The organism is Actinokineospora bangkokensis, from assembly GCF_001940455.1.
Taxonomy (GTDB): domain Bacteria; phylum Actinomycetota; class Actinomycetes; order Mycobacteriales; family Pseudonocardiaceae; genus Actinokineospora; species Actinokineospora bangkokensis.
Genome location: NZ_MKQR01000028.1, coordinates 390,662 through 414,176 on the forward strand (window position 1 = coordinate 390,662; position 23,515 = coordinate 414,176).

Below are 23,515 nucleotides of genomic sequence, written 5' to 3' on the forward strand. Positions count from 1 at the left end.
CCAGCGCAGCTTCGCCACTGACACACAGCAAGCGGACCGGTGGGGTGTCGCAGACCACCGATGTGAAGATCGGGCAGTCACGCTTGGGACCGAGTCCAGATGGACTTGTCGGCGTGGCGAACGCCGACGCCCACGACGGGCAGGATGTTGATAATGGAAGTGAGATCGGCTTCGATCAGCGCGACATCGGCTGCCCGGGTGTTCTCCTCGACGCGGCGGGCATTGCGACCGACGGGACGCGCGCCACGAGTGAGCCACGCCCGGGTCCGGGTGCGAGGCCGCTGAGCAAGCCCACGGTCACCTCGACTGAGCCTGGCCGGGCGCCAGTCGTGGAATCACTGTAAGAAGCCATCGAGTTCAGTGCCGAAATCCAACGTGTGCTCACAACCTCAAGCGACGTCGAATTGAACGTTCAGTCTAGGTCGCGCACCCTGTAGGAGACCAACGAGAACAGCATTCACCTAGGCTTGTGTGCTATTACTCTGCACTGAGGCTTGTGAAGAAGCGGTGCTGGTCAACGGACATTCTTGATCATGTTGGTGCCCCCGGCAGGATTCGAACCTGCGACACACGGTTTAGGAAACCGATGCTCTATCCCCTGAGCTACGAGGGCCTGCGGCCACACCCTACCTGGTCCTCCCGCAGGCGGATGCAGGTGGACCCGTGGGTGGATGCCGGGTGCGCCCCGGGGCTGGTCCACTAGGGGCGTTCCCGGATGCCCCGGGTCGCCGGCAGGTGCAAGGTAGAGCCGCGGTGAGGTGCCGCGGCTCGGGTGGGGCTACCCGGGTCAACCAGGAGGGGGACGCGCTGTGGGTGACGGCGATCGGTTGGAGATCGATCAGGTCTCCAAGCGGTACGGGGACGTCGTGGCTTTGGCTGGGATGTCGTTCGACGTGCGGGCGGGGGAGCTGTTCGGGTTCGTGGGGTCCAACGGGGCGGGGAAGACGACCACGATGCGGATCGCGCTCGGGGTGCTCGCCGCGGATTCCGGGGAGGTGCGGTGGGCGGGTGAGCCCATCACGGCCGAGACCCGGAGGTGGATCGGGTACATGCCCGAGGAGCGGGGGCTCTACCCCAAGATGAAGGTGGGGGAGCAGCTGACCTACCTGGCCCGGTTGCACGGACTCTCGGCCGGGGCGGCGGGGAAGGCCGCGCGGGAGTGGACCGAGCGGCTGGGGGTGGGAAAGCGGTGGGACGACGAGGTGCAGAAGCTGTCTTTGGGCAACCAGCAGCGGGTGCAGCTGGCCGCCGCGCTGGTGCACGACCCCCGGATCCTCGTGCTCGATGAGCCGTTCTCCGGGCTGGACCCGGTGGCGGTGGACGTGATGAGCGGGGTGCTCAAGGACAAGGCCGCCGAGGGGGTGCCGGTGGTGTTCTCCAGCCACCAGCTCGACCTGGTGCAGCGGTTGTGCGACCGGGTGGGCATCGTGCGCAGTGGTCGGATGGTCGCCTGCGACACGGTGGACGCGCTGCGGGACACCGGGTCGGTGCAGCTGGTGGTGGACGTCCCGGACGCCGGGCCCGGGTGGGCCGACGGGTTGCCGGGGGTGGCCGTCAAGGAGCAGGTGGGGTCGCAGACGGTGCTGGAGCTGGGGGAGGGCGCTGACGACCAGGTGGTGCTGCGCGCCGCGCTGGCGACCGGTCGGGTGGCTGAGTTCTCCCGGCGACGCTCGTCGCTGACCGAGTTGTTCCGCAACGTCGTGACCGAGGGGGAGGGCGCGTGAGCACGCCGGACATCCAGATGGGGAAGTGGTCGGCGGTCGGGCTGGTGGCGAGCCGGGAGATCGGCACCAGGTTGCGGTCGAAGGCCTACCAGGTCACCACCGCGGTCACCCTGCTGCTGCTGGTCGGGTTCGCGCTGGTCATGAAGTTCACCAGCGGCGGCACCGACGCGACGATCGGCTTCACCGGGCCCAGCGCCGCGCTGGAGGCGCCGCTGAAGGCCACCGCGTCCGCCGTGGGGGAGGACATCGCCACGACGACCGTGGCTGACGAGGCCGAGGGGCGCAAGCAAGTCGCGGACGGCACGCTCGACGCGCTGCTCGTGGGGGACGGCTCGAAGATCGTCGTGGTGGTCCAGCAGGACATCGACGACCCGCTGCGCAACGCGCTCAACGTGCTGGCCCAGCAGGTGGCGCTCAACCAGGAGATCAGCGACCTCGGCGGTGACCCGGCGGCGGTGAACGCGGGCGTGGCCTCGGCCAAGGCGGAGGTGCAGCCGCTGGAGCCGCCGCGCTCCTACGACCCGCAGCAGCTCACGCTGGGCATCATCGCGGGCATCCTGATCTACATGTCGCTGCTGATCAACGGGCAGGCCGTGGCGCAGGGCGTGGTCGAGGAGAAGTCGAGCCGGGTCGTGGAGCTGCTGCTGGCCACCATCCGGCCGTGGCAGCTGATGGCGGGCAAGGTGCTCGGCATCGGGGTGGTCGGGCTCGTGCAGATGGTGATCATCGGCGGCGGTGGTGCCGCGGTCGCGGTGGGGACGGGCGTGCTGACCATCCCGCTGTCGGCGGCGGTGGGCACGGTCGTGTGGCTGGTCGTGTGGTTCCTGCTGGGCTTCCTGGCGTACTCGCTGGTGTTCGCGGCCCTGGGCGCGCTGGTGTCGCGGCAGGAGGACGTCGGCGGGGTGATCACGCCGCCGTTGATGTTCGTGGTCCTCGGCTACGTGCTGGGCATCTCGATCCTGCCCGGCGACCCGGGCAACAAGCTGGTCGAGGTGCTGTCGGTGATCCCGCTGTTCGCCCCGACGCTGATGCCGATGCGCCTGGCGATGGGCGGCGTGCCCGCCTGGGAGGCGGGGCTCGCGGTCGTGCTGATGGTCGCGGTCATCCCGCTGCTGGTGTGGCTGGCGGGGCGCATCTACGGCAACGCGGTCATGCGCAGCGGCGTCAAGGTCAAGCTGGGCGACGCGCTGCGCGCTGCCTGACCCCGGACCGGGGGTCCCACCCGCGGGTGGGACCCCCGGTCCGCTCTGGCAAGGGTGTGAACACATCTCGGGTTTGAGGTCGCTGAGCTGGGGGAAGTGGAGCGGTAGGAGGCTGGGTCGGGTGGCCCCGGCGGCGTGAACGGCCGGGTCGGAGGGGTCGCCGGGGTAGCATCCGACGCGAGCCTGGGCCTCGTCCGCGCACGCCGATCCACCGGACGGCGTACCCCTGGACGGGTGAGGTCCGGGTGCCGACCCGGCCCCACCCGGGGGTCGGAACGCCAGTCGGGAGGCGTTGTGATCAAGGTGTTGATCGCGGACGACGAGGACCTCGTCCGCTCCGGCCTGCGCACCATCCTGTCCTCCGCGGGGGACATCGAGGTCGTGGCCGAGTGCTCGGACGGGTCGCACGTGGCCGACCTGGCCCGCCAGCACCGCCCGCACGTGGTCCTGCTGGACATCCGCATGGGCGCCGCCGACGGCATCGCCGCCCTGCGCAGGCTCCGCGCCCTCCCCGAGCCCCCGGCCGTCTCGATGCTCACCACCTTCGACGTCGACGAGTACGTCCAGGTCGCCCTGCGCGCGGGCGCCTCCGGCTTCCTGCTCAAGGACACCGAACCCGTCCAGCTCATCAAGGCCGTCCGCGACCTCGCCCGCGGCGGCGCCGTCCTGGACCCCAAGGTCGCCGCCCGCGTCGTCTCCGCCGTCGCCGACGGCGAGCGCGCCGCCGAACCCGCCCGCCGCCTCCTGTCCTCCCTCTCCGACCGCGAGCTGGAGGTCGTCGGCCTCATCGGCCAGGGCATGTCCAACGCCGAGATCGGCGCCGCCCTCCACCTCTCCGAGGCCACCGTCAAGGGCTACGTCTCCGCCGTCCTGGGGAAGATCGGCGCCGCCAACCGGGTCCAGGCCGCCCTCGTCGCCTACCGCGGCGGCCTCATCGCCTGACCGAGGACGGGCCCCGCCAGGCCGAGCAACCCAGGAACGCGACAGAGCCGCGAGCGGGGACCCAGGGGTGGAGGTCCGAGCTCGCGGCTCTTGTCTGCTCCGGGGATGGAGCACCGGTCCGGGGGCAGCGGACCGGGGTTGGTCTGGGCCGCCAGGAGCGGCCCAGCGTCTAGTTGGCGTCGACCGGTTGGCCGCCGAGGGTGGCCTCGACCTGGTTGTTGCCGTCGACGGTGAGCGTGACCTTGTCGTTGGGGGCGTGGGAGCGGACGGCGGCGACGAGGGCGTCGGCGTCGTCGATGCGGCGGTCGTCGAGCTGGGTGACGACGTCGCCCTGCTTGAGGCCCGCGGCCTGGCCCGCGCCGCCGCCGACGACCTCGGCGATGAGGGCGCCCTGGCCGTTGGGGTTGTCGCGGACGGAGACGCCCAGGACGGTCTGGGTGGCCTTGCCGGTCTTGACGATCTCGTCGGCGGTGCGGCGGGCCTGGTTGATCGGGATGGCGAAGCCGATGCCGACCGACCCGCCCTGGGTGCTGGCCGAGGAGGTGGGGCTGTAGATGGCGGAGTTGATGCCGATGATCTGGCCCGCCATGTTGACCAGCGGGCCGCCGGAGTTGCCCGGGTTGATGGCCGCATCGGTCTGGATGGCGTCGAGGACGGTGGCCTGGCTGCCGTTCTCCCCGCCCGCCCGGGTGGGCCGGTTGAGCGAGCTGACGATGCCCGAGGTGACCGTGCCCGCCAGCTCGAACGGCGAGCCGATGGCGACGACCTCCTGGCCGACCTTGAGGTCGTCGGAGCGGCCCAGCTCGGCCACGGTCAGGCCGCTGACGCCCTGGGCGCGCACCACGGCGACGTCGGACGTCGGGTCGCGGCCGACGACGGTGGCGGTGGCGGTCTTGCCGTTCTGGAACACCGCCTGGATCTGCCCGCCCTGCGCGGCGGGCTCGACCACGTGGTTGTTGGTGACGATCAGGCCGTCGCTGCTGATGACGAAGCCGGAGCCCTCACCCGCCGCGGTCTGCCCGCGCACCTGGAGCTGCACGACGCTCGGCAACACCTTCTGCGCCACCGACTCGACCGAACCGGCCGGGGCGGACGCGCTCTGCTGGGCGGTGGGCGGGGTGTCCAATGCGGACACCCCGGTGCCGCCGGAGGAGTTGTCGGAGGCCACCAGGTAGCCGCCCGCGGCACCCGCGGCGCCGCCGACGAGCAGCGCCAGCACCGCCATCCCGGCGACCAGGCCGCCCGCGCCCCGGCGCCGCTGCTGCGGCTGCTGGGGGAGCTGGCCCGTGTGCTGCTGCTGGTAGGGGTTGGCGACCGGCTGCCCCGCGTAGCCGGGGTGCGGCGCCGCGGACCCGTAGAGGACCTGCTGGTGCGCGCCGGTGTCGTGCGCGGACCCCGGGGTGGACCCGAAGGCGGCGGTCTGGTCGGCCCCGGTGCCGCTGCCCTGCGCCGACCACGGCGACCAGTGCTGCTGCTCCGGGGCGGAGTAGCCGGCCCCCGGCGCGGTGGGGCCCTGCTCCCCACCGGCCGGGGGGCCGGACTCCAGTCGACCGGGGCCCTGCTCCCCGGTCGAAGCCCGATGCTCGCCTGAGTCCGCCGCCGCCCCGTGCGCGCCCGCGGCCCCTGCCGCCGCTCGCGCCGACCACGGGTCGACGTCGCCGGGTCCCTTGCCGGCTCCGGAATCGGGTTCGTTCTCGGTCATGGCTCCACCTTGAACCTCTCGACTGAGAAGGACCTGAGACGCGCCTGTGCGATCGCTGGGGAGTTCAGCGGCCGTAGCGGGCGGGTGCCGCGCGCAGCCGCGCGGCCAGGTCCTCGGGGGTCACGTCGTTCACCCACACGGCCATGCCGGACTCCGACCCGGCCAGGTACTTGAGCTTGTCCGCGGTCCGCAGGATCGAGAACACCTCCAGGTGCAGCCAGGCCAGGTCCCGCCCGGTGCGCACCGGCGCCTGGTGCCAGGCGGCGATGTAGGGCAGTTGCCGGTCGTATAGCCCGTCCAACCTGCCCAAAACCATGAGGTACAGCTCAGCGAAGTCGTCGCGCTCGGCGGTGCTGAGCGCGGGCAGGTCGGGCACCTGCCGGTTCGGCACCACGTGCACCTCGACCGGCCAGCGCGCCGCGGAGGGCACGAACGCCGTCCAGTGCTCGGACTCGAACAGCACCCGGGTGCCCGCCGAGCGCTCCAGCTCCAGCACGTCGCCCATCACCGGGCGCCCGCGCTCGGCCAGGTAGCGCCCGGCCTCGGCCAGCATGAGCGCGGTGCGCGGGGTGACGAAGGGGTAGCCGTAGATCTGCCCGTGCGGGTGGCTCAGCGTCACGCCGATCTCGTCGCCGCGGTTCTCGAACGGGAACACCTGCTCCACGCCGGGCAGCGCGCCCAGCACCTCGGTGCGGTCGGCCCACGCGTCGACGACGGTGCGCACCCGTGACGGGGGCAGCTCCCCGAAGGAGGTGGTGTGCTGGTCGGTGAAGCACATGACCTCGCACTTGCCGATCCCCGGGCCCACCGGCACCAGGCCGGGCCGCACCTCGCCGGTGGCGTGCTGGGAGAACGAGGGGAACCGGTTCTCGAAGACCACCACGTCGTAGGCGGGCTCGGGGACCTCGGTCGGCTTGCCCGGGGTGGACGGGCACAGCGGGCACAGGCCCGCGGGCGGCTTGTACGTGCGGGTCTGCCGGTGGGCGGCCAGGGCCACCCACTCGCCGGTCAGCGGGTCGCGGCGGACCTGCGACGCGGTGGCGCTCTCCGGCAGGTCCCGGGTGTCGACCGCCTCCCGCGCCGGGGCGTCCGGGGTGTCGTCGAAGTAGGTGATCTCTCGGCCGTCGGCCAGGGTCCGGACTGTGCGCCTCACGTGGGCAGTCTAGGAACGCTCACCCCGGCTCGCCGGGGAGGCGCATGGCCATCAGCGCGCCGCCGTCGGCCGACCGGCTGGCGTACACCGTCCCGCCGTGCCGCTCCGCGGCGCTCTTGACGATGGCCAGGCCCAGCCCGGAGCCGGGCAGGGTGCGCGCCTCCTCCGAGCGGTAGAACCGGTCGAACACGTGCGGCAGGTCGTCGTCGGAGATGCCCGGGCCCGCGTCCGCGACCCGGATGAACGCGTGCCCGTCGCCGCTGGGCTCCAGCGACACCCGCACCACGCCCCCCGGCGGGCTGAACTTCACCGCGTTGTCCAGCAGGTTGAGCACCGCGCGCTCCAGCGAGGCCGCGTGCCCGACCAGGTGGAAGGGCTGCGTGCGCACCTCGAAGGTGACGTCGCCCGCGCGCCGCCGCGCCCGCTCCAGCGCCGCGTCGACGACCTCGGTCAGCTCCACGTGCTCGTGGGCGACCGGGGCGGCGTCCTCGCGGGCCAGCTCCACCAGGTCCCCGATGAGCTGGGTCAGCTCGTCGAGCTGGGCGCCGAGGTCGGCCTGGATCTCGGTCTTGTCCTCCGGGTCCAGCGTCGGCGCGCCGGGCTGCTCGGAGGCGATGAGCAGCTCCAGGTTGGTGCGCAGCGAGGTCAGCGGGGTGCGCAGCTCGTGCCCGGCGTCGGCCACCAGCCGCCGCTGCCGCTCCTGGGACTCGGCCACCGCGCCCAGCATCGAGTTGAAGCTGGAGGTCAACCGGGACAGCTCGTCGTCGCCGAGCACCGGGATGGGCCGCAGGTCGCCGGTGCGGGCCACCCGCTCGGTGGCGGCGGTCAGCCGCTGCACCGGCAGCAGGCCGCCGCGGGCCACCGCGGTGCCCGCCAGCGCGGCGACGATGATCCCGGACCCGCTGATGACGATGAGCACCACGGCCAGCTTGCCCAGCACGGACTTGGTGGAGTCCAGCGGCTGGGCGAGCACCAGCGCGGTGCCGCTGATCAGCGGGTACGGCACGGCCAGGATGCGCGAGTCGCTGGCCTGGTCGGTGCGGAAGGACTGCCCGCGCTGCCCGCGGGCGACCGCCACCTCCTCCGCGGTCACCGGAGGGTGGTCGATGGCCACGTCCTCGAACAGCGAGTCGCCGCTGGTGTTGACCACGTCGAACCGGATGTCGGTCAGCTCCAGGAACACCCCGGGGATCTGCGCGCGGGTGGCGGTGATCGGCTGCGAGCTGCGCAGCACGGTCGCCGCCCGGTCCTGCAGGCTGTCGTCGACCTGCTGGTAGAGGCCCTGGTAGACGGTGATGTAGGCGCCCAGCGACACCAGCGCCACCGCGCCGCCCACGCACAGCGCGGCCAGCAGGGTGATGCGCGAGCGCAGCGAGACCCGCTGGTGGTCGGGCACCCGGTCCGGGCGCCGCTCGGTCCGCCCCAGCAGGCTCACGGGGGCGTCTCGCGCAGCACGTAGCCCACCCCGCGCACGGTGTGGATGAGCCGCGGCTCGCCCTCGGACTCGGTCTTGCGGCGCAGGTAGCCCACGTAGACCTCCAGCGCGTTGCCCGAGGTCGGGAAGTCGTAGCCCCACACCTCCTCCAGGATGCGGCTGCGGGTCAGGACCTGCTTCGGGTGCGAGAGCAACAGCTCCAGCAGCGCGAACTCGGTCCTGGTCAGGCTGATCCCGCGCTCGCCCCGGCGCACCTCGCGGGTGCCCGGGTCCAGCTCCAGGTCCGCGAAGCGCAGCGGCGCCGCCGCGGGCGCCCCGGCCTGCTCGTGGGTGGCCCGCCGCAGCAGCGCCCGCAGCCTGGCCAGCAGCTCCTCCAGGGCGAAGGGCTTGGGCAGGTAGTCGTCGGCGCCGGCGTCGAGCCCGGCCACCCGGTCGGACACCAGGTCGCGCGCGGTCAGCACGAGGATCGGCAGGTCGTCGCCGACCCCCCGGAGCCTGCGGCAGACCTCCAGCCCGTCCAGCCTGGGCATCATGACGTCGAGCACCATGGCGTCGGGCCGGTCGGCGCCCAGCACGGCCTCCAGGGCCTGCTGGCCGTCGCTGGCGAGCTCCACCTGGTACCCGTTGAACTGCAACGACCGCCTCAGCGACTCGCGCACGGCCCGATCGTCGTCGACCACGAGGATGCGCATGGCGGTCAGTCTGTCCTGCGCGGCTGAGACGCGCCTGAGAGGCCCATCAGGACAACCTGGGACATCCGGACCAGCCAGGACGCCGCGGGCACCGGGGACGAGCGGGTCAGAACGCGTCGGCCAGCCTCGGCAACCCCGGCCCCCCGACCAGCCGGTCGAGCGCCCGCGCGGCCTCGGCGTCCCCGTCGAGCAGCCCCGACCTGCGCAGCTGCCCGGACGAGGCGGCCCCGGCGAACCACGGCCCGAGCGCCCGCGCGAGCAGCCGCACCGACCCCTCACCGCCGCGCTCGGCCCGCACCTGCCCGCCCTCGGCGGTCAGCCGCCACCGCCCGGCCTGCCACGGCGCGTGCTCGTCGACGACCTCGACGTCCACCGCCAGGTCCGGCGCGTGCGGCCAGCCCCGGGCGGCCACCGCCGCGGGCAGGTCCACCACCCGCAGCATCCAGGTCTCCACGTGCGCGCCCCGGGTCACCGAGCTGGGCAGCACCAGGTCGAGCAGCGCCGGGTCGAGCACCCGCAGGCCCGCCTCCGGGGTGTACCCGGCCCAGCTCGCCACCTGCCCGAGCAGGGCGTGCGCGGTGTCGACGTCGTCGGCCACCAGGTCGAGCACGTCCACCGTGGACCCGTCCGGCCGCCGGGCCACCAGGTACCCGCGCACCCCGGAGCCGTCGACGGCCACGGTGAACACGTCCTCCGCCAGCGCCCGCTCCACGGTGAACCCCGGCGTCGTCCGGTCGAACATCCCGTCGATGTCGCGCGCGGTGCGCAGGTAGGCGTCCTGCGCCCCGGCCAGGTCGGCGGCGGTGCCCGGGCGCACCTCGACGTCCACCCGGGGCACCCGCAGCTCGGCCAGCGGCACCCGGACGCGCTCCAGCGCCCCGGCGTGCTCCCAGCCGCGCGCCCGGTAGGGCCGCTTGACGTACGGGAACAACGCCGACACGGCCTGCCCGGCCTCGCGCATGCCCACCAGGGCGTCGTCGAGCAGCGCCGAGGCCACCCCGCGCCCCCGCGCGTGCGGCGCCACCGCCACGCTGGCCACGCCGCCGCACGGCACCGCCCGCCCGCCGAAGAACTGCCGGAACGCCCACACCCGGGTGAACCCGACCACGGCACCGCCCAGCTCGGCCACCGCCGCGGTGAACCCGGGGGAGTCCACCCAGGACGGGTCGGCCTCCCGGGGCCCGCCGAAGGCCAGCCCGCGCAGCGCCTGCGCCGCGGCGGCGTCCTCCCGCACGCACGGCCGGACGACCACCGCGCCGCCCGCGGACCCGCTCACCACGCGAAGAACCCCTGCCCGCTCTTGCGGCCCAGCTCCCCGCGGGCCACCTTCTCCCGCAGCAGCGCGGGCGGGGTGAACCGCGGTCCCAGCTCCCGCTCCAGGTGCTCGGCGATCGACAGCCGCACGTCCAGTCCCACCAGGTCGGTCAGCCGCAGCGGACCCATCGGCCACGCGTAGCCCAGCCGCATCCCGGTGTCGATGTCCTCCGGGCTCGCGACGCCCTCCTCGACCATCCGGATCGCCTCCAGCCCCACCGCCACCCCCAGCCGGGAGGTGGCGAAGCCGGGGGAGTCCCGGACCTCGATGACGGTCTTGCCCAGCGCCTCGGCCCACCCGCGCACCGTGGCCAGCACCCCGGCGGGCAGGCCCGCGTGGTGCACCAGCTCGACCAGGGCCTGCACCGGCACCGGGTTGAAGAAGTGCATCCCGACGACGCGCTCCCCGGGCAGCCCCTCGGCGAGGGTGCCGATGGACAGCGACGAGGTGTTCGAGGCCAGTACCGCCTCCGGGCAGGCCCGCGCCACCCGCGACAGCACGCCGCGCTTGAGCGCGATGTCCTCGGGCACCGCCTCGACCGCCAGCTCCGCGTCCGCGGGCAGGTCAGCGAGGTCGGGCACCACCGCCAGCCGCTCCAGCAGCGCCGCCGCGGTCGTGCCGTCGGGCAGCTTGCCCCGGTCCTCGGCCTTGCCGACCGAGGCCGCCACCGCGGCCCGGGCGGCCTCGGCGCGCTCGGCGCCCGCCTCGGCCAGGACCACGGAGCCACCCGCCGCGAGGAACACGTGCGCGATGCCCGCGCCCATCGTCCCCCCGCCGATCACCGCGGTGGTTGCCGGAACGCCCACGCCAGTCCTCCTCCGTTGGTCGGACCCCTTTCTTATCAGCCACCCGGGCGGGGTGGCGTGTGAACATTGCGGCATGCGGATCATCCTGCTGCGCCACGGCGAGAGCCTGGGCAACGTCGACGAGCTGGCCTACTGCCGGACGCCGGACCACGCCCTCCCGCTGACCGACCTCGGGCGGGCCCAAGCGGCGGCGGCGAGCCCCGAGGTGCTCTCGCTCATCGGGGCGGCGCCGGTGGCGGCCTACGTGAGCCCGTACGCGCGGGCTGTGGACACCTACCGGCTCCTGGACCTGCCCGCGGTGGAGCGGTGCGTGTGGGAGCCCCGGCTGCGCGAGCAGGACTGGGGCAACCTCCAGGACCCGGACGAGCAGGAGGAGCAGAAGCGGCTGCGCCACGAGTTCGGGCACTTCTTCTACCGGCTCCCGCACGGGGAGTCGGGGGCGGACGTGGACGACCGCGTCGCGAGCTTCCTGTCCGAACTGGAGCTGCGCATCGCCAAGGACCCGGACCACCCGGACACGGCGCTCGTGGTGTCGCACGGGTTGACGGTGCGCCTGCTGTGCAGGCGGGTGTTCTCGTGGAGCATCGACCTGTTCGAGTCGCTGTCGAACCCGGGGCACTGCGCCGTGCGGGTGCTGGAGCGGACGGGGGACAGGTGGGTGCTCGACCGGCCGTTCGAGCAGTGGCGCGACTCCCCGGACGGGACCGTGCAGTAGCGATCGCTCCGCTTTCCCCTGCCGCACAAGCGTGCAAAGCAGGGGAAAGCGGAGTGGAGGTCAGTGTGGATGGTGAACTGGTGTTCGTCATGGCACCGAGTGTGGACAGCCCCACCGACACTTTTCGCTGCTGCGCGGCGCTTCTCGGCGAATCCGCGCGGACTTCACCCGTGTGGGTGGACGGTGATCCTCAGAGGTAACCGCGCTTGTAGGCGGCCACCAGCCTGCGCGGCACCAGGAGCTTGCGCCCGTCGGGTGTGCTGACCGGCACGAGCTCGGGTGCCGACGCCTTCCACTGCGCGCGGCGGGACCGGGTGTTGGCGCGCGACGTGCGGCGCTTCGGGACGGCCATCAGCGCTTGCCGTAGCGCTGGTAGAAGCGCTCGACCCGGCCCGCGGTGTCCATGACCCGCTGGTTGCCGGTCCAGAACGGGTGCGAGTCGCTGGTGACGTCCACGACGATCAGCGGGTACGTCGCCCCGTCGGACCACTCGACGGTCCGCTCCGAGGTGGCGGTGGACCGGGTCAGGAACTGCTTCCCGGTCGACTGGTCCTGGAAGACGACCGGGTGGTAGTCGGGGTGGATGCCCTTCTTCACAGCGCTGTCCTCTCGTGTTCGACGGCCTCGGTGAAGGCCCGGGTGATGCGGTCGGGGTCCGCGGCGTGGGTGATCACGGCGAGCTCCTGGACCCGGTCGCCCCAGGCGGGGTGCCAGTCCATGGCCGCCCTGGCGCGCCGGTGCGGCGCCGCCGCGCCCCAGTCGTCGGAGGCGGCGAGCCAGGTGTCGACGGGGGACAGCGCGAGGCCGCCGCCCGCGGACTCCAGCAGCAGCACCTCGTCCGGCCTGCTCGCCATCCACAGCCTGCCCCGGGCGCGCACGACGCCGTGCAGCAGCACGTCGAGCGCGTCGTCCAGCCGCCGCGGGTCGAACGGACCGCGGGCGCGGAACGTGACGACCTGCACGCCCGCCTCGGCCGACAGCGGCGGCTGACCGCGCAGCAGCGGGCCGAACACCTCGTCCACGGGCGCGTGGCGCACGCCGTCGAGCAGGTCGGGGGCCACCTGCATGGCGTGCACCCGCCGCACCGGCGCGGCGAGGCGGTCGAGGACGGCCCTGGTGCGCAGGTCGAGCGCGCCGTGCAGGACGAGCAGGTCGGCGGCCTCGGCGTGGCCCACCGCGACCTGGGCGACGGTCCGGTCGCCGTCGACGAGGTCGTCGCCGGTGGCCGCGGCGAGCCAGTCGTCGTCGAGCACCGACACGACGGCGGTCACCGGCAGTTCGCGGGCGATGGGCCCCGGCTCCAGCAGCGGGTCCAGGTGGACCACCAGCCGGTCGAACGCGTCCGCGAGCATGGCCAGGTCGGCGCGCAGGGCGCAGGACGCGCAGTGCCCGCTGAGCAGGTGCGCGCCCGCGGTGCCGTCGACCCGCAGGGTGCGGCGGATGCCGTCGCGCAGGTCGTAGGCCACCAGGGCGGTGCCGGGTCCGACCAGCCGCGCGGCGACCCCGGCCGCCGCCGCCCGGTCGAGTCCGGCCACGAGTGCGAGCACGGCCACCTCCACATGACAACCATTTCCAACTGACTGCCCGAGAGCGTACCCTCGTCGCCGTCCAGTTGAAAACGATTCCCATGTCTGTGAGGTCACATGTCCGCGATCTGCCAGGTCACCGGGCGCAAGCCGGGTTTCGGCAACCGCGTCTCGCACTCGAACCGGCGCACCCGGCGGCGGTTCGACCCCAACGTGCAGACCCGCCGGTACTGGCTGCCGGGTGAGCGCCGCTGGATCACCCTGCGGGTGTCCACCAAGGGCATCCGCACCATCGATCGGCACGGCATCGAGCGGGTCGTCGCCCGCCTGCGCGCCGCGGGAGAGAAGGTCTGATGGCGGGCAACGAGATCCGCCCCATCGTCAAGCTGCGCTCCACGGCGGGCACGGGCTACACCTACGTCACCCGCAAGAACCGCCGCACCACCCCCGACCGGCTCGTGCTGCGCAAGTTCGACCCGGTGGTGCGCAGGCACGTCGACTTCCGCGAGGACCGCTGAGGCGTCGGGGCGCGGCGCGCCCCCGGGCGCCCGTGTCCCGCGCGGACGGCAACGCCGTTCCCGGCCGCGGCGCGGATCGACGGTCCGCGCCGCGGGTGCGCGTTACTCCGAACGGGTCACGCCGGGTCCGCCTGTAGCCTTCGCGGCACCGCGCGGGTGGGCGCGGGCCCTGCCGCCTGGCGTCGGCGAGGCCGAGGTGAGCGTGGGGACGGTGTTGGGTCAGGACGGGCAGTCACAGGGGGCCGCGGCCGCGCTGCGCGCCGACCGCGAGGTCGCCATGCTCATCGACGCCGGTCGCACCGACGCCGCCAACGCCCTGTTCGACCAGCTGCTGTCGAAGGTCCCGCCCAACCTCGCCCCGTGGACCAGGGCCGCGCTGCTCACCCGGCGGGCGGTCTCGGCGTGGCGGCTGCGCCGCATCCCGCTCGCGCTGGAGCTGGCCGCCGAGGGCTGGACCGACATCGACATCGAGCACCCGCGCGGCTCCGACGCCGCCGACACCCTGGGCAGGCTGGGCTACCTGCTGGAGGGCATCGGCCACCGGCACGCCGCGACCGAGGCGCTGCGCGTCGCGGTGTCGGTGGCCAGGGCGGGCGACGACGTCGAGGTGTGCGCGCACGCCCTGCAGAACCTCGGCGGCATGCTGAACTTCCGGGCCTGCGAGCTGCCGCCCGAGCGGGCCCTGCCGGTGTCCGCCGAGGCGAAGGCGCTGCTGGAGGAGGGGCTGGCCCTCGTCGACGGCGGCCGGGTGCACCTGGCGCTGCTCGCCGCGCACGCCGCGTCGCTGGCCGGGGTGGGCGACCTGCCCGCCGCGGAGGAGGCGGCCCGGCGCACGATCGAGCTGGCCGAGGGCAACCGGTGGGCCTGCTCGGTGGGCAACTGGGTGCTCTCCAGGGTGCGCCGCGCGCAGGGGTCCACCGCCGCCGCGGTCGAGCACGCCAAGGCCGCGCTCGCCGACGCCGAGGCGGTCAACGACACCTCGCTGGTGCAGCGCTACTCCACCGACCTCGCCGACACCTGCCGGGAGGCGGGCGACCACGCGGGCGAGGCCGAGGCGCTGCGCCGCACCCTCGCCGCCCGCGCGACCGCCGTGGAGACCCTGCAGGAGGGCCTGGCCCAGGCGCTGGAGCAGCGGCGGGTGGCCATCCGCGCGCAGCGGCTGGCGACCGCGGCGCAGGAGGCCGCCGAGCGCGACCCGCTCACCGGGCTGGCCAACCGGCTCGGCCTGGAGCGCGCCGCGCCGCACATCCTCGCCCACGCCGCGAACGCGGCCCGCACCCCGTGGCTGATCGTGATCGACATCGACTGGTTCAAGTCGGTCAACGACGCCGCCGGGCACGCCGCGGGCGACGCCGCGCTGCGCGAGATCGCGGGCGTGCTGCGCGCCGAGTGCCGGGTGGGCGACCTCATCGCGCGGTGGGCGGGCGACGAGTTCGTCGTGCTGCTCACCCACCCCGGCGACGAGCCGTCCCCGATCGGCCCGGCCGTGGCCGAGCGCATCCGCACCGCCGTCGACCGGCACGACTGGACGACCGTGCTGGGGGCGGTGCAGCGCCCCACCGTCTCGATCGGGGTCGCGGCGGGCCCGGGGCCGTTCGACCGCCTCTTCGCCAACGCCGACGCCGCGCTCTACCAGGCCAAGCGCAAGGGGCGCAACCGCGTCGAGGCGTTCGATCAGGCCTCGGGCGCCGCCCCGGTCTGACGCGACCGGACGAGCGCGCGCACGCCGAGGAACGCCAGCACGCCCACCCACACCACGCCCAGCGCGATCCCCAGGCCCGCCCAGTAGTCGCGGTCGTGCAGCCCGGGGTTGACCGGCACCCCGAACGGCCGCCAGAGCAGCGGGACGGCCAGCAGCGCCAGGACCGCCGACGCCACCACCCCCGCCTTGACCGGCCCGGCCCACCGCGGCACCAGGCGGCCGATCAGCACGGCCACCCCGCCGACCACCGGGGCGATCAGCAGGTCGTGCAGCAGCGGGCCGCCGACGAAGATCGCGAGCCCCTGCCAGGCGTCGCGGAACGACGCCGACCCGAACTCGACCGCCAGCCAGGCACCCCAGGCCAGCATCGCCAGCCCCGCCACGAACAGCGCCGCCCTCACAGCACCTCCAACCGCGTGACCCACTTGGTCTGCAACACCCCTGGCCGGGTCGGGGCGATCACCCGGCACGGGTACCCGTGGTCCGGCGACAGCGGCGCGTCGAACACGCGCAGTGCCAGCAGCGTCCGACGATCACCGGTGTGGGTGCCCGGCAGCACCGACGTGCTGTACAGCCCGCTGCGCTCCAGCGACGACACCCGCAGGTCCACCCCGGGGGTCACGCCGCACCGCCGCAGCAGTTCCGCGATCCGCACCCCGCCCCACGCCGCCGACGCGCTCCAGCCCTCGACGCAGGAGATGGGCAGCTCCTCCGTCGCCTGCGGGAGGGCGTTCAGGTCCTCCAGCGAGAAGCGGGTGACACCACCCGCGACGACCTCCAGCCGCCAGTCCGCGGGGACGGTGATCCCGGCCGCGGACGCCGTGCGGTTGACGGGGAGGTCTGTGGTGCCGCGCCAGGACAGCACTGACACGCGGCGCAGCAGGGGCACGGTCGCACCCGCTGTGGCGACGACCGCCAACCCCGTCGCCAGGCCCGTCGTGCGCAGGAACTGCCTGCGGTCGGCGTCCACCCGCGGTTGAAGCGCGCGCTTGATGATCGGCAGCTTCACCGCCACGTGCACCAGGATCGACCCGATCGCGATCCACGCCACGGCGTAGTGCGCGGTGGGGAAGTAGAAGCCCCACAGGTAGTTCTGCGCGACGTTGAACAAGCCGGTGAACAGCTCGAAGAAGGCGGCACCCGACAGCACCAGGATCGAGCCGCGCTCCACCGCGTGCAGGAACGACTTCACCACGGGGCGCTCGAACAGCTTCGGGTAGACGCTCCACAGCTTCGCCAGCAGCAGCGGGACGCACGCGATGCCGGTGATGACGTGCAGGCCCTGCGTCACCCGGTACAACCACACCGGTGAGCTGGGCCAGGCGAACCACCCGGGCGGGTGCTGGATGAGGTGGCTGAGCAGCCCCGTCACGAAGCACACGGCGAACGCGATGCCCAGCCAGCGGCCGACGCGCGCGGTCACCCGCTCGTCGTGCGCCGGGGCGGCGAACCTCACCACGTCGGCACCAACTCGGCCACCCACCGGCCCGCCTGCTCGCGCACCCAGCGCGCCACCAGCCCGGCCTCGGCCGCCACGGCGGGCACCGCCTCGGCGGACAACCACGCCCAGTCGAACCACGGCCCCGCCGACGCCCCGTCCGCGACCCTGGCCCGCCCGCTGCCGACGCCCGCGCCGGGCGGGTCGACCTCCACCAGCGCGGACCCGTGCGGCGCCAGCAGCTGCCGCACCCGGCGCAGCAGCCGGACCGGGTCGCCGCCGATGCCGACGTTGCCGTCGGCCAGCAGCACGTGCGCCCACCGGCCCTCGCCGGGCAGCGGGTCGTAGACGTCGCGCTCCAGCGCCGCCGCGCCCCGACCCCTGGTCAGGGCCACCGCGACCGGTGAGGTGTCGACGCCGAGGGCGGGCACCCCGCGCCCGGTGAGCGCGGCGGTCAACCTGCCGGGGCCGCAGCCCACGTCGAGGGTCGGCCCGTCGCAGGCGTCGAGCATCGGCGAGTCGCCCACGCACGGCGCGGCGCCCCAGCGCTGCACCTCCAGCGCGATCCGGGAGCCCGCCGAGGTCTCCAGCCAGCACTGCTCGCCGCGCAGGCCCCCGTCGAACAACCCGGCCGTCATCGGACCGCCAAGCAGGCGACGGCCCGCGCGAAGCGACCACCGGGGCAGCCCGCGGCCACCGCCAGCGCGTCCTCCATGGTGTCCACATCGGATAGGGAAGGCAGGTCGGACAGCTCGACCCCGGCCCGCGCCAGCGCCTCCGCCGTGCGGTCGCCGGTGTCGTCGCACGACATCGGCACCGAGCGCAGGACGCCCGCCCAGCTCGGGTCCCGCAGGCCGAGCCCCCACCACCCGCCGTCGAACGCCCTGCCGAGGACGCCGTCCTCCCCCGCCTCCAACGCGGACACCGCGGAGCCCAGCAGGTCCGCGTCCACCTGCGGGGTGTCCATGCCGATCTGGAACACCGGCTCACCGGGGAAGCAGTCGGCCACGTCGGCGTGCGCGCGGGCCAGCCGCTCCGCGAAGCCGTCACCCCGCTGGGCGAACACGACGAACCGCGACAGCACCCCGGCCAGCTCGCTCGAGCGCTGCGCGGCCACGAGGTCACCCGTCATCGCCACCACCGGGCGGACCCCGGGCACCGCCAGCACCGCGTCCAGGGTGTCCAGCAGCGCCGCCGCCGCGATGTCGGCGGCCTCCTCCGGGGTCGCGGGCGGGGTCAACCGCGTCTTCGCCAGCCCGGCCACCGGGGCCTTCGCCACCACCAGCAAGCACGTCATCGCAGGACCCCCGCCATGTCCCGGATGGCGCGGACCGTGCCGCGCACCGAACCAGAGACCTTGGACCTGGTCCCCGCCGCGCGCGGCCGGTAGGCCACAGGTGCTTCCCACACCGACCACCGCGCCTCCGCGGCGCGGATGAGGAGTTCCAGGGGATACCCGAACGCGCGGTCCTGCACACCGAGCTCCAGGAGGTCCTCCCTGCCCACCGCGCGCGCGGGCGCGATGTCGGTGACGGGGAGACCGCGCCTGCGCAACATCGCCGCAAGGACGGCGTTACCCGCGCGCGCGTGCCACGGCCACACCCCGCGCTGCGCGGGCACCCGCTTGCCGACGGCCATCCGCGCCTCGCCGCCCGCGACGGCGGCGACGAGCTTGGGCAGCTCACCGGGGTCGAGCGACCCGTCGGCGTCGAGGAAGCACACGACGTCGGACGTCGCGTGCTCCAGTCCGGTGTGCACGGCGGCGCCGTACCCCTTCCGGGGCTCGTGCACCACCTTCGCGCCCAGCGCCGCCGCGACCTCGGGCGACCCGTCGGTGGACCCGTTGTCCACCACGATCGCCCGGTACCCCGCGGGCAGCGCGCCGAGCACCCCGGGCAGCGCGGCCGCCTCGTCCAGGCAGGGCAGCACCACGTCGACCTCTCGCACGTCCATGGCGCCAACCGTAGGACCGGCGGTCGCGCTCGGACACTCGAACGCCCCCCGGCGGGGTGACCGCAATGATCTCGTCAGCGCCATTACGGGAATCTGACGCCCGGTCCGAATCCCCTGCGCGGTCGGAGGGTGTCGGCCCCGCGCGGTAGGTTCCCCGCATGGCCACCCGAACCCCCACCCGCACCAGCGGTCTGCGCGCGGACCTGATCGCCGCGGGCGCCGCGCTCGCGCTGGTCGCCGCCGCGATCGCGGTGGGCTTCGGCGCGGGCGTGCGGCTCTTCGGCAGCACCCACTTCCCCGGCGCCCCGGACTCCTTCGGCGAGTGGCCGGTGCTGGCGCAGTGGTTGCCGCACGTCGGGCCCGGCACGCCCCTGGCGGTCGTGGTGGCCGTCGCCGGCATCACCTGGGGGCCCACGCTGGCCCAGCGGCTGAGCTGGCGGCGGGCGCTGGCCGCCACCTACGGCCTCGGGATCGCGTGGACGTTCTCGCTGGCGCTGGTCGACGGGTGGACCCGGGGCATCGCCAACCAGCTCACCTCGCAGGACGAGTACCTGGCCGCCGTCCCCGGCATCACCGACATCCCGCGCATGCTGGAGACGTTCGCCGGCCGCATCCTCGACTACCAGCCCGACTCGTGGATCACCCACGTCGCGGGCCACCCGCCGGGCATCACCCTGCTGTTCGTCTGGCTGGACCGGATCGGGCTCGGCGGGGGCGCGTGGGCCGCGGTCGTCTGCGTCCTCGTCGGCGGGCTGGTCACCGTCGCCGTCCCCACGACCATCGCCGCCCTGGGCGACCCGGACCGCGCGCGGCTGGCGCTGCCGTTCCTGGCGCTGTTCCCCGGCGCGGTGTGGATGGGCGTCTCGGCCGACGCGCTGTTCGCCGGGGTGACGGCGTGCGGGGTGGCGCTGCTGGCGGTGGGCGCGGTGCGGCAGCGGTGGGCGCTGTGCTTCGCGGGCGGGGTGCTGCTCGGGTGCGGGATCTTCCTGTCCTACGGGCTGATGCTCATGGGCGTCATCGCGCTGTCGGCCGTGCTCGTCGCGGGCAGCTGGAAGGCGCTGGCGTGGGCGGTCCCGGGGGCGTTGGTGGTGGTCGCCGCGTTCCTGGTGGCGGGCTTCTGGTGGGTCGACGGCTACCACCTGGTCGTGGAGCGGTACTACCAGGGGATCGCCAACTTCCGGCCGTACGGCTACTGGGTCTGGGCGGACCTGGCGAGCCTGGTGTTCGTGCTGGGCCCGGCGACGGCGGCCGGCCTGCGCCGCTCGGCCGTCGACGGGTTCCTCCGGCTGCGGCCCTCGGCCACGGTCGCGATGACCAGGGGGGCGCTGCTGGCGGTCCTGGCCGCCGACCTGTCCGGGTTGTCGAAGTCCGAGGTCGAGCGGATCTGGCTGCCGTTCGCGGTGTGGCTGGTGGCCGCCTGCGCCCTGCTCCCGCGGCGCACCCACCGCTGGTGGCTGGCCGGGCAGGCGGTGCTCGCCCTGGCGGTCAACCACCTGCTGCTCACCAACTGGTGATCGGGGGGCATCCTGGGCTGATTACCCTTCCCGCGTCCCCACCTCCGGAGGCGCCCGTGCCCGAGCCGTCCACCGTGCTCGTCGTCGACGACGACACCACCGTCGCCGACGTCGTCCGCCGCTACCTCGAACGCGGCGGCCACCGCGTCGTGCTCGTCGAGAACGGCGAGGACGCCCTGCGCAGCGCCGCGGCGGACCCGCCCGACCTGGTCGTGCTCGACCTGATGCTGCCCGGCATCGACGGGCTGGAGGTGTGCAGGCGGCTGCGGCGCGACAGCGCGGTCCCGGTCATCATGCTCACCGCCCTGGGGGAGGAGGAGAACCGCATCGCGGGGTTGCAGCTCGGCGCGGACGACTACGTCACCAAGCCGTTCAGCCCCCGCGAGCTGGCGCTGCGCGTCGACGGGGTGCTGCGCCGCTCCCGGGCCGCCGCGGCCACCCCCGCCGCGCGCACCGTCGACGACGGGGACCTGCTGCTCGACGCGGGCGCCCGCAAGGCGTCGCTGCGCGGGGTCGAGCTGCCGCTGACCACGCGGGAGTTCGACCTGCTGGAGTTCTTCCTGACCCACCCCGGCCAGGCGTTCACCCGCGACCAGCTGCTCGAACGGGTGTGGGGGTGGACCTTCGGCGACCAGTCGACGGTCACCGTCCACGTCCGGCGGCTGCGCGAGAAGGTCGAGGCCACCCCCGCCCGCCCCACCCGCATCACGACGGTGTGGGGCGTGGGCTACCGGTACGACCCCGCGCGGCAGTGACAGCGCCCGGCCGCAACACCGCCCCAGCCCGCCCCGAACCCCACCGGTGGTCGCCGTGATCAGCGCTGACGAGTCGTTCCAGCAACTGCTGGCGCACCTGCTGCACATCCTGCCGGTCGCGGCGGCGCTGGTGCTGCCGGTCGTCCTCGCGGGCGGGCTGCTGCTGCGGGTGCTGCGCGGCGGCTCGCTCACCACGACGATGACCGTGCTGGTGCTCGTGCCGGTCGCCGGGCTGGTGGCGGGCATCCTCGGCGTCGCCGGGTTCATGTTCACCGACACCCTCACCACCACCCTGCTCGTGTGCCTGCTGGTGACCCTGGTGACGGTGCCGGTCGCGGTCGTCTACGGCAGGCACGTCGGCCGCCGCAGCGTGTGGGAGCGGGAGGCGCGCGAGCGCGAGCGCGCCGCCGAGGCCGCCCGCCGCGAACTCGTCGCGTGGATCAGCCACGACCTGCGCACCCCGCTGGCGGGCATCCGCGCCATGGCCGAGGCCCTGGCCGACGGCGTGGTGGCCGACCACCGCGGCGTCACCGGGTACGCCACCCGGATCGGCAGCGAGACCCGGCGGCTGTCGGGCATGGTCGACGACCTGTTCGAGCTGTCCAGGATCACCGCGGGCGCGCTGCGGCTCGACACCGGCGAGGTGCCGCTGCAGGAGGTCGTCTCCGACGCCGTGGCCACCCAGGAGCACCTCGCCCACCGCAAGCGGGTGCGGGTCCTGGCGACGACCGCCGCGCCCGCGGTCGTCCTGGGCTCCGACCCCGAGCTGGGCCGGGTCGTGCGCAACCTGCTCTCCAACGCCATCCGGCACACCCCGCCCGAGGGCACCGTGCACGTCCGCATCGGCGCGGACGGCGCGGACGCCACCCTCACCGTCTCCGACGCCTGCGGCGGCATCCCCGAGCACGAGCTGCCCCGGGTGTTCGAGGTCGCCTTCCGCGGCACCTCCGCCCGCACCCCCGGCACCGAGACCCGCGGCGGGCTGGGGCTGGCCATCGCGAAGGGGCTCGTGGAGGCCCACCGCGGGCGCATCTCCGCCCGCAACCACGACGACGGCTGCTGCTTCGAGGTGCGGCTGCCGCTGGCCCACGCCTGAACCACCCACAGCCCGCCCACACCCTGTGGACAACCCGGTGGACCGCTGGTGCGCGCGCACGCGGGGGCGCCCGGAACCTTTTTGCCGGTGGGGATTGCCCGGCGCGCCCGGCCCGAGCCCCCACAGCCGCAGAAATGCCGGCGAGTCATGACCGATCGGTGACGTCGGGCAGGCGCGGTGAGCGGCAGGCGCGGCGGGGACCTACGGTCAGCGGCATGCGAGTGCTGATCACCGGTGGTGCGGGCTTCGTCGGTTCGCACGTGGCGGACCTGGCGGCCGAGCGCGGCCACGAGGTCCTGCTGCTGGACAACCTGCTGCCCAAGGCGCACGGGACGAGCGAGCCGCCCGCCTGGACCCGCGGGCACGAGCTGGTCGTGGGCGACGTCCGCGACCACGACCTGCTGGCGTCGCTGCTGCCGCGGGTGGACCTGGTGTGCCACCAGGCCGCCGTGGTCGGCCACGGGCTCGACCCCTCGGACGCCCCGGAGTACGCCAGCCACAACGACTACGGCACCGCGGTGCTGCTCGCCGCCATGCACGGGGTGGGCCTGCGGCGGCTGGTGCTGGCGTCGTCCATGGTGGTCTACGGCGAGGGCCGGTACAGCTGCGCCGAGCACGGGGTCGTCCGGCCGGGACCGCGCCGCCAGTCCGACATCGACGCGGGCGACTACGAGCCGCCCTGCCCGGTGTGCGGGGCCGCGCTGGAACCGCAGCTGGTCCCCGAGGACGCCCCGATCGACCCGCGCAGCACCTACGCGGCCACCAAGGCCGCCCAGGAGTACCTGGCCTCGGCGTGGGCCCGGCAGACCGGCGGGCACGTGTGGGCGTTGCGGTACCACAACATCTACGGCCCGCGGATGCCCCGCGACACCCCGTACGCCGGTGTGGCGAGCCTGTTCCGCTCGGCCCTCGAACGCGGCGAGGCCCCGACGGTGCTTGAGGACGGCAACCAACGGCGCGACTTCGTGCACGTCTCCGACATCGCACTCGCCAACGTGCTCGCCTGCGAGCGGGCGGGGGAGGAAGGCGCGCTGACGCCGGTGAACGTGTGCTCGGGGACGCCGCACACCGTGGGGGACCTGGCCCGCGAGCTGGCCGCCGCCTGCGGTGGGCCGGAGCCCCGGGTCGTCGGCGGGGCCAGGGCGGCCGACGTGCGGCACGTGGTAGCGGACCCGCGGGCGGCCCGGGACGTGCTGGGCTTCGCCGCGGCGGTGGGGTTCGCCGAGGGCGTGCGGGAGTTCGCCACCGCGCCGCTGCGCGACCCCGTCCGCGCCTGAGCCCGGCCCGGCGGTGAGGGGACGGCCTCACCTCCTGGGACGGGATGGCC

General features: G+C 74.3%; 25 protein-coding genes and 1 tRNA gene. 11 read left to right on the forward strand and 15 right to left on the reverse strand.

The window, feature by feature from the left end; genetic code table 11:
• Positions 1-537: 537 nt before the first annotated feature.
• Positions 538-613 (reverse strand) — tRNA-Arg (locus BJP25_RS28810).
• A 268-nt stretch (positions 614-881) separates the two neighbouring features.
• Here BJP25_RS28810 and BJP25_RS28815 point away from each other — a divergent pair.
• The 3 genes from BJP25_RS28815 (at position 882) to BJP25_RS28825 (ending at position 3,868) form a co-directional block, all read left to right on the forward strand.
• Complete coding sequence (locus BJP25_RS28815) at positions 882-1,724, forward strand: ABC transporter ATP-binding protein (RefSeq protein ID WP_084794664.1); 843 nt, start codon at positions 882-884, stop codon at positions 1,722-1,724.
• A 17-nt stretch (positions 1,725-1,741) separates the two neighbouring features.
• A complete protein-coding gene (locus BJP25_RS28820; protein ID WP_075978514.1) occupies positions 1,742-2,926 on the forward strand; it encodes an ABC transporter permease in 1,185 nt (394 codons plus the stop codon).
• Positions 2,927-3,220: 294 nt separating this feature from the next.
• Complete coding sequence (locus BJP25_RS28825; RefSeq protein WP_075978140.1) at positions 3,221-3,868, forward strand: response regulator; 648 nt, start codon at positions 3,221-3,223, stop codon at positions 3,866-3,868.
• Positions 3,869-4,037: 169 nt separating this feature from the next.
• Here BJP25_RS28825 and BJP25_RS28830 read toward each other — a convergent pair whose 3' ends face one another.
• From BJP25_RS28830 to BJP25_RS28855, 6 genes are all read right to left on the reverse strand, one after another.
• Complete coding sequence (locus BJP25_RS28830) at positions 4,038-5,570, reverse strand: S1C family serine protease (protein ID WP_075978141.1); 1,533 nt, start codon at positions 5,568-5,570, stop codon at positions 4,038-4,040.
• A 64-nt stretch (positions 5,571-5,634) separates the two neighbouring features.
• Positions 5,635-6,723 (reverse strand): galactose-1-phosphate uridylyltransferase, encoded by a 1,089-nt coding sequence (gene galT, locus BJP25_RS28835; RefSeq protein ID WP_075978142.1) that lies wholly within the window; start codon positions 6,721-6,723, stop codon positions 5,635-5,637.
• 19 nt (positions 6,724-6,742) lie between these two features.
• The gene (locus BJP25_RS28840) at positions 6,743-8,158 is read right to left on the reverse strand and encodes a sensor histidine kinase (RefSeq protein WP_075978143.1); all 1,416 of its coding nucleotides are present in this window, start codon (positions 8,156-8,158) and stop codon (positions 6,743-6,745) included.
• On the reverse strand, positions 8,155-8,850 hold the full coding sequence (locus BJP25_RS28845; protein ID WP_075978144.1) for a response regulator transcription factor: 696 nt from the start codon (positions 8,848-8,850) through the stop codon (positions 8,155-8,157). Before BJP25_RS28845 ends, BJP25_RS28840 begins: the two co-directional genes overlap by 4 nt.
• Before the next feature lie 106 nt (positions 8,851-8,956).
• Complete coding sequence (locus tag BJP25_RS28850) at positions 8,957-10,129, reverse strand: GNAT family N-acetyltransferase (RefSeq protein ID WP_233158319.1); 1,173 nt, start codon at positions 10,127-10,129, stop codon at positions 8,957-8,959.
• The gene (locus BJP25_RS28855; RefSeq protein WP_075978145.1) at positions 10,123-10,971 is read right to left on the reverse strand and encodes a 3-hydroxyacyl-CoA dehydrogenase family protein; all 849 of its coding nucleotides are present in this window, start codon (positions 10,969-10,971) and stop codon (positions 10,123-10,125) included. Before BJP25_RS28855 ends, BJP25_RS28850 begins: the two co-directional genes overlap by 7 nt.
• Before the next feature lie 73 nt (positions 10,972-11,044).
• Between BJP25_RS28855 and BJP25_RS28860 the strand changes: the two genes are divergently transcribed.
• The gene (locus BJP25_RS28860) at positions 11,045-11,686 is read left to right on the forward strand and encodes a histidine phosphatase family protein (protein ID WP_075978146.1); all 642 of its coding nucleotides are present in this window, start codon (positions 11,045-11,047) and stop codon (positions 11,684-11,686) included.
• A gap of 190 nt (positions 11,687-11,876) precedes the next feature.
• Here BJP25_RS28860 and rpmF read toward each other — a convergent pair whose 3' ends face one another.
• From rpmF to BJP25_RS28875, 3 genes are read right to left on the reverse strand one after another with little or no spacing between them, the layout of a single operon-like run.
• Positions 11,877-12,038 carry a 50S ribosomal protein L32 gene (gene rpmF, locus BJP25_RS28865; RefSeq protein ID WP_075978147.1) on the reverse strand — a complete coding sequence of 54 codons (162 nt, stop codon included), beginning with the start codon at positions 12,036-12,038 and terminating at the stop codon, positions 11,877-11,879.
• A complete protein-coding gene (locus BJP25_RS28870; RefSeq protein ID WP_075978148.1) occupies positions 12,038-12,283 on the reverse strand; it encodes a type B 50S ribosomal protein L31 in 246 nt (81 codons plus the stop codon). Before BJP25_RS28870 ends, rpmF begins: the two co-directional genes overlap by 1 nt.
• Positions 12,280-13,233: a GTP-binding protein gene (locus BJP25_RS28875; protein WP_143219363.1), complete on the reverse strand. Its 954-nt coding sequence runs from the start codon at positions 13,231-13,233 to the stop codon at positions 12,280-12,282. The genes BJP25_RS28870 and BJP25_RS28875 overlap by 4 nt, the downstream gene beginning before the upstream one ends.
• Positions 13,234-13,329: 96 nt before the next feature.
• On the opposite strand from BJP25_RS28875, the gene rpmB reads away from it, so the two are divergent.
• The 3 genes from rpmB (at position 13,330) to BJP25_RS28890 (ending at position 15,432) form a co-directional block, all read left to right on the forward strand.
• Positions 13,330-13,566 carry a 50S ribosomal protein L28 gene (gene rpmB, locus BJP25_RS28880; RefSeq protein ID WP_075978150.1) on the forward strand — a complete coding sequence of 79 codons (237 nt, stop codon included), beginning with the start codon at positions 13,330-13,332 and terminating at the stop codon, positions 13,564-13,566.
• Entirely contained in the window at positions 13,566-13,730 is a 165-nt protein-coding gene (rpmG, locus tag BJP25_RS28885) for a 50S ribosomal protein L33 (protein WP_075978151.1), read from the forward strand. The genes rpmB and rpmG overlap by 1 nt, the downstream gene beginning before the upstream one ends.
• 196 nt (positions 13,731-13,926) lie before the next feature.
• Positions 13,927-15,432, forward strand: coding sequence for a GGDEF domain-containing protein (locus tag BJP25_RS28890; RefSeq protein ID WP_233158320.1), 1,506 nt, complete (start codon positions 13,927-13,929; stop codon positions 15,430-15,432).
• Here the strand turns inward: BJP25_RS28890 and BJP25_RS28895 are convergent.
• Genes BJP25_RS28895 through BJP25_RS28915 form a run of 5 tightly spaced genes read right to left on the reverse strand, consistent with a single transcriptional unit; the run spans position 15,405 to position 18,823 of the window.
• On the reverse strand, positions 15,405-15,833 hold the full coding sequence (locus BJP25_RS28895; RefSeq protein WP_233158321.1) for a hypothetical protein: 429 nt from the start codon (positions 15,831-15,833) through the stop codon (positions 15,405-15,407). The genes BJP25_RS28890 and BJP25_RS28895 overlap by 28 nt on opposite strands.
• Positions 15,830-16,891: a molybdopterin-dependent oxidoreductase gene (locus BJP25_RS33825; RefSeq protein WP_233158322.1), complete on the reverse strand. Its 1,062-nt coding sequence runs from the start codon at positions 16,889-16,891 to the stop codon at positions 15,830-15,832. Before BJP25_RS33825 ends, BJP25_RS28895 begins: the two co-directional genes overlap by 4 nt.
• Positions 16,885-17,508 (reverse strand): methyltransferase domain-containing protein, encoded by a 624-nt coding sequence (locus BJP25_RS33830; protein WP_075978153.1) that lies wholly within the window; start codon positions 17,506-17,508, stop codon positions 16,885-16,887. Before BJP25_RS33830 ends, BJP25_RS33825 begins: the two co-directional genes overlap by 7 nt.
• Positions 17,505-18,167 carry a TIGR04282 family arsenosugar biosynthesis glycosyltransferase gene (locus BJP25_RS28910; protein WP_075978154.1) on the reverse strand — a complete coding sequence of 221 codons (663 nt, stop codon included), beginning with the start codon at positions 18,165-18,167 and terminating at the stop codon, positions 17,505-17,507. Before BJP25_RS28910 ends, BJP25_RS33830 begins: the two co-directional genes overlap by 4 nt.
• Positions 18,164-18,823 (reverse strand): glycosyltransferase family 2 protein, encoded by a 660-nt coding sequence (locus BJP25_RS28915; protein WP_075978155.1) that lies wholly within the window; start codon positions 18,821-18,823, stop codon positions 18,164-18,166. The genes BJP25_RS28910 and BJP25_RS28915 overlap by 4 nt, the downstream gene beginning before the upstream one ends.
• Positions 18,824-18,981: 158 nt before the next feature.
• Between BJP25_RS28915 and BJP25_RS28920 the strand changes: the two genes are divergently transcribed.
• From BJP25_RS28920 to BJP25_RS28935, 4 genes are all read left to right on the forward strand, one after another.
• Positions 18,982-20,337, forward strand: coding sequence for a hypothetical protein (locus tag BJP25_RS28920; RefSeq protein WP_075978156.1), 1,356 nt, complete (start codon positions 18,982-18,984; stop codon positions 20,335-20,337).
• A 56-nt stretch (positions 20,338-20,393) separates the two neighbouring features.
• Positions 20,394-21,092 carry a response regulator transcription factor gene (locus tag BJP25_RS28925; RefSeq protein WP_233158323.1) on the forward strand — a complete coding sequence of 233 codons (699 nt, stop codon included), beginning with the start codon at positions 20,394-20,396 and terminating at the stop codon, positions 21,090-21,092.
• Positions 21,093-21,147: 55 nt separating this feature from the next.
• Entirely contained in the window at positions 21,148-22,188 is a 1,041-nt protein-coding gene (locus BJP25_RS28930) for a sensor histidine kinase (protein ID WP_075978157.1), read from the forward strand.
• 215 nt (positions 22,189-22,403) lie between these two features.
• Complete coding sequence (locus tag BJP25_RS28935; protein ID WP_075978158.1) at positions 22,404-23,465, forward strand: NAD-dependent epimerase/dehydratase family protein; 1,062 nt, start codon at positions 22,404-22,406, stop codon at positions 23,463-23,465.
• Positions 23,466-23,515 lie beyond the last annotated feature (50 nt).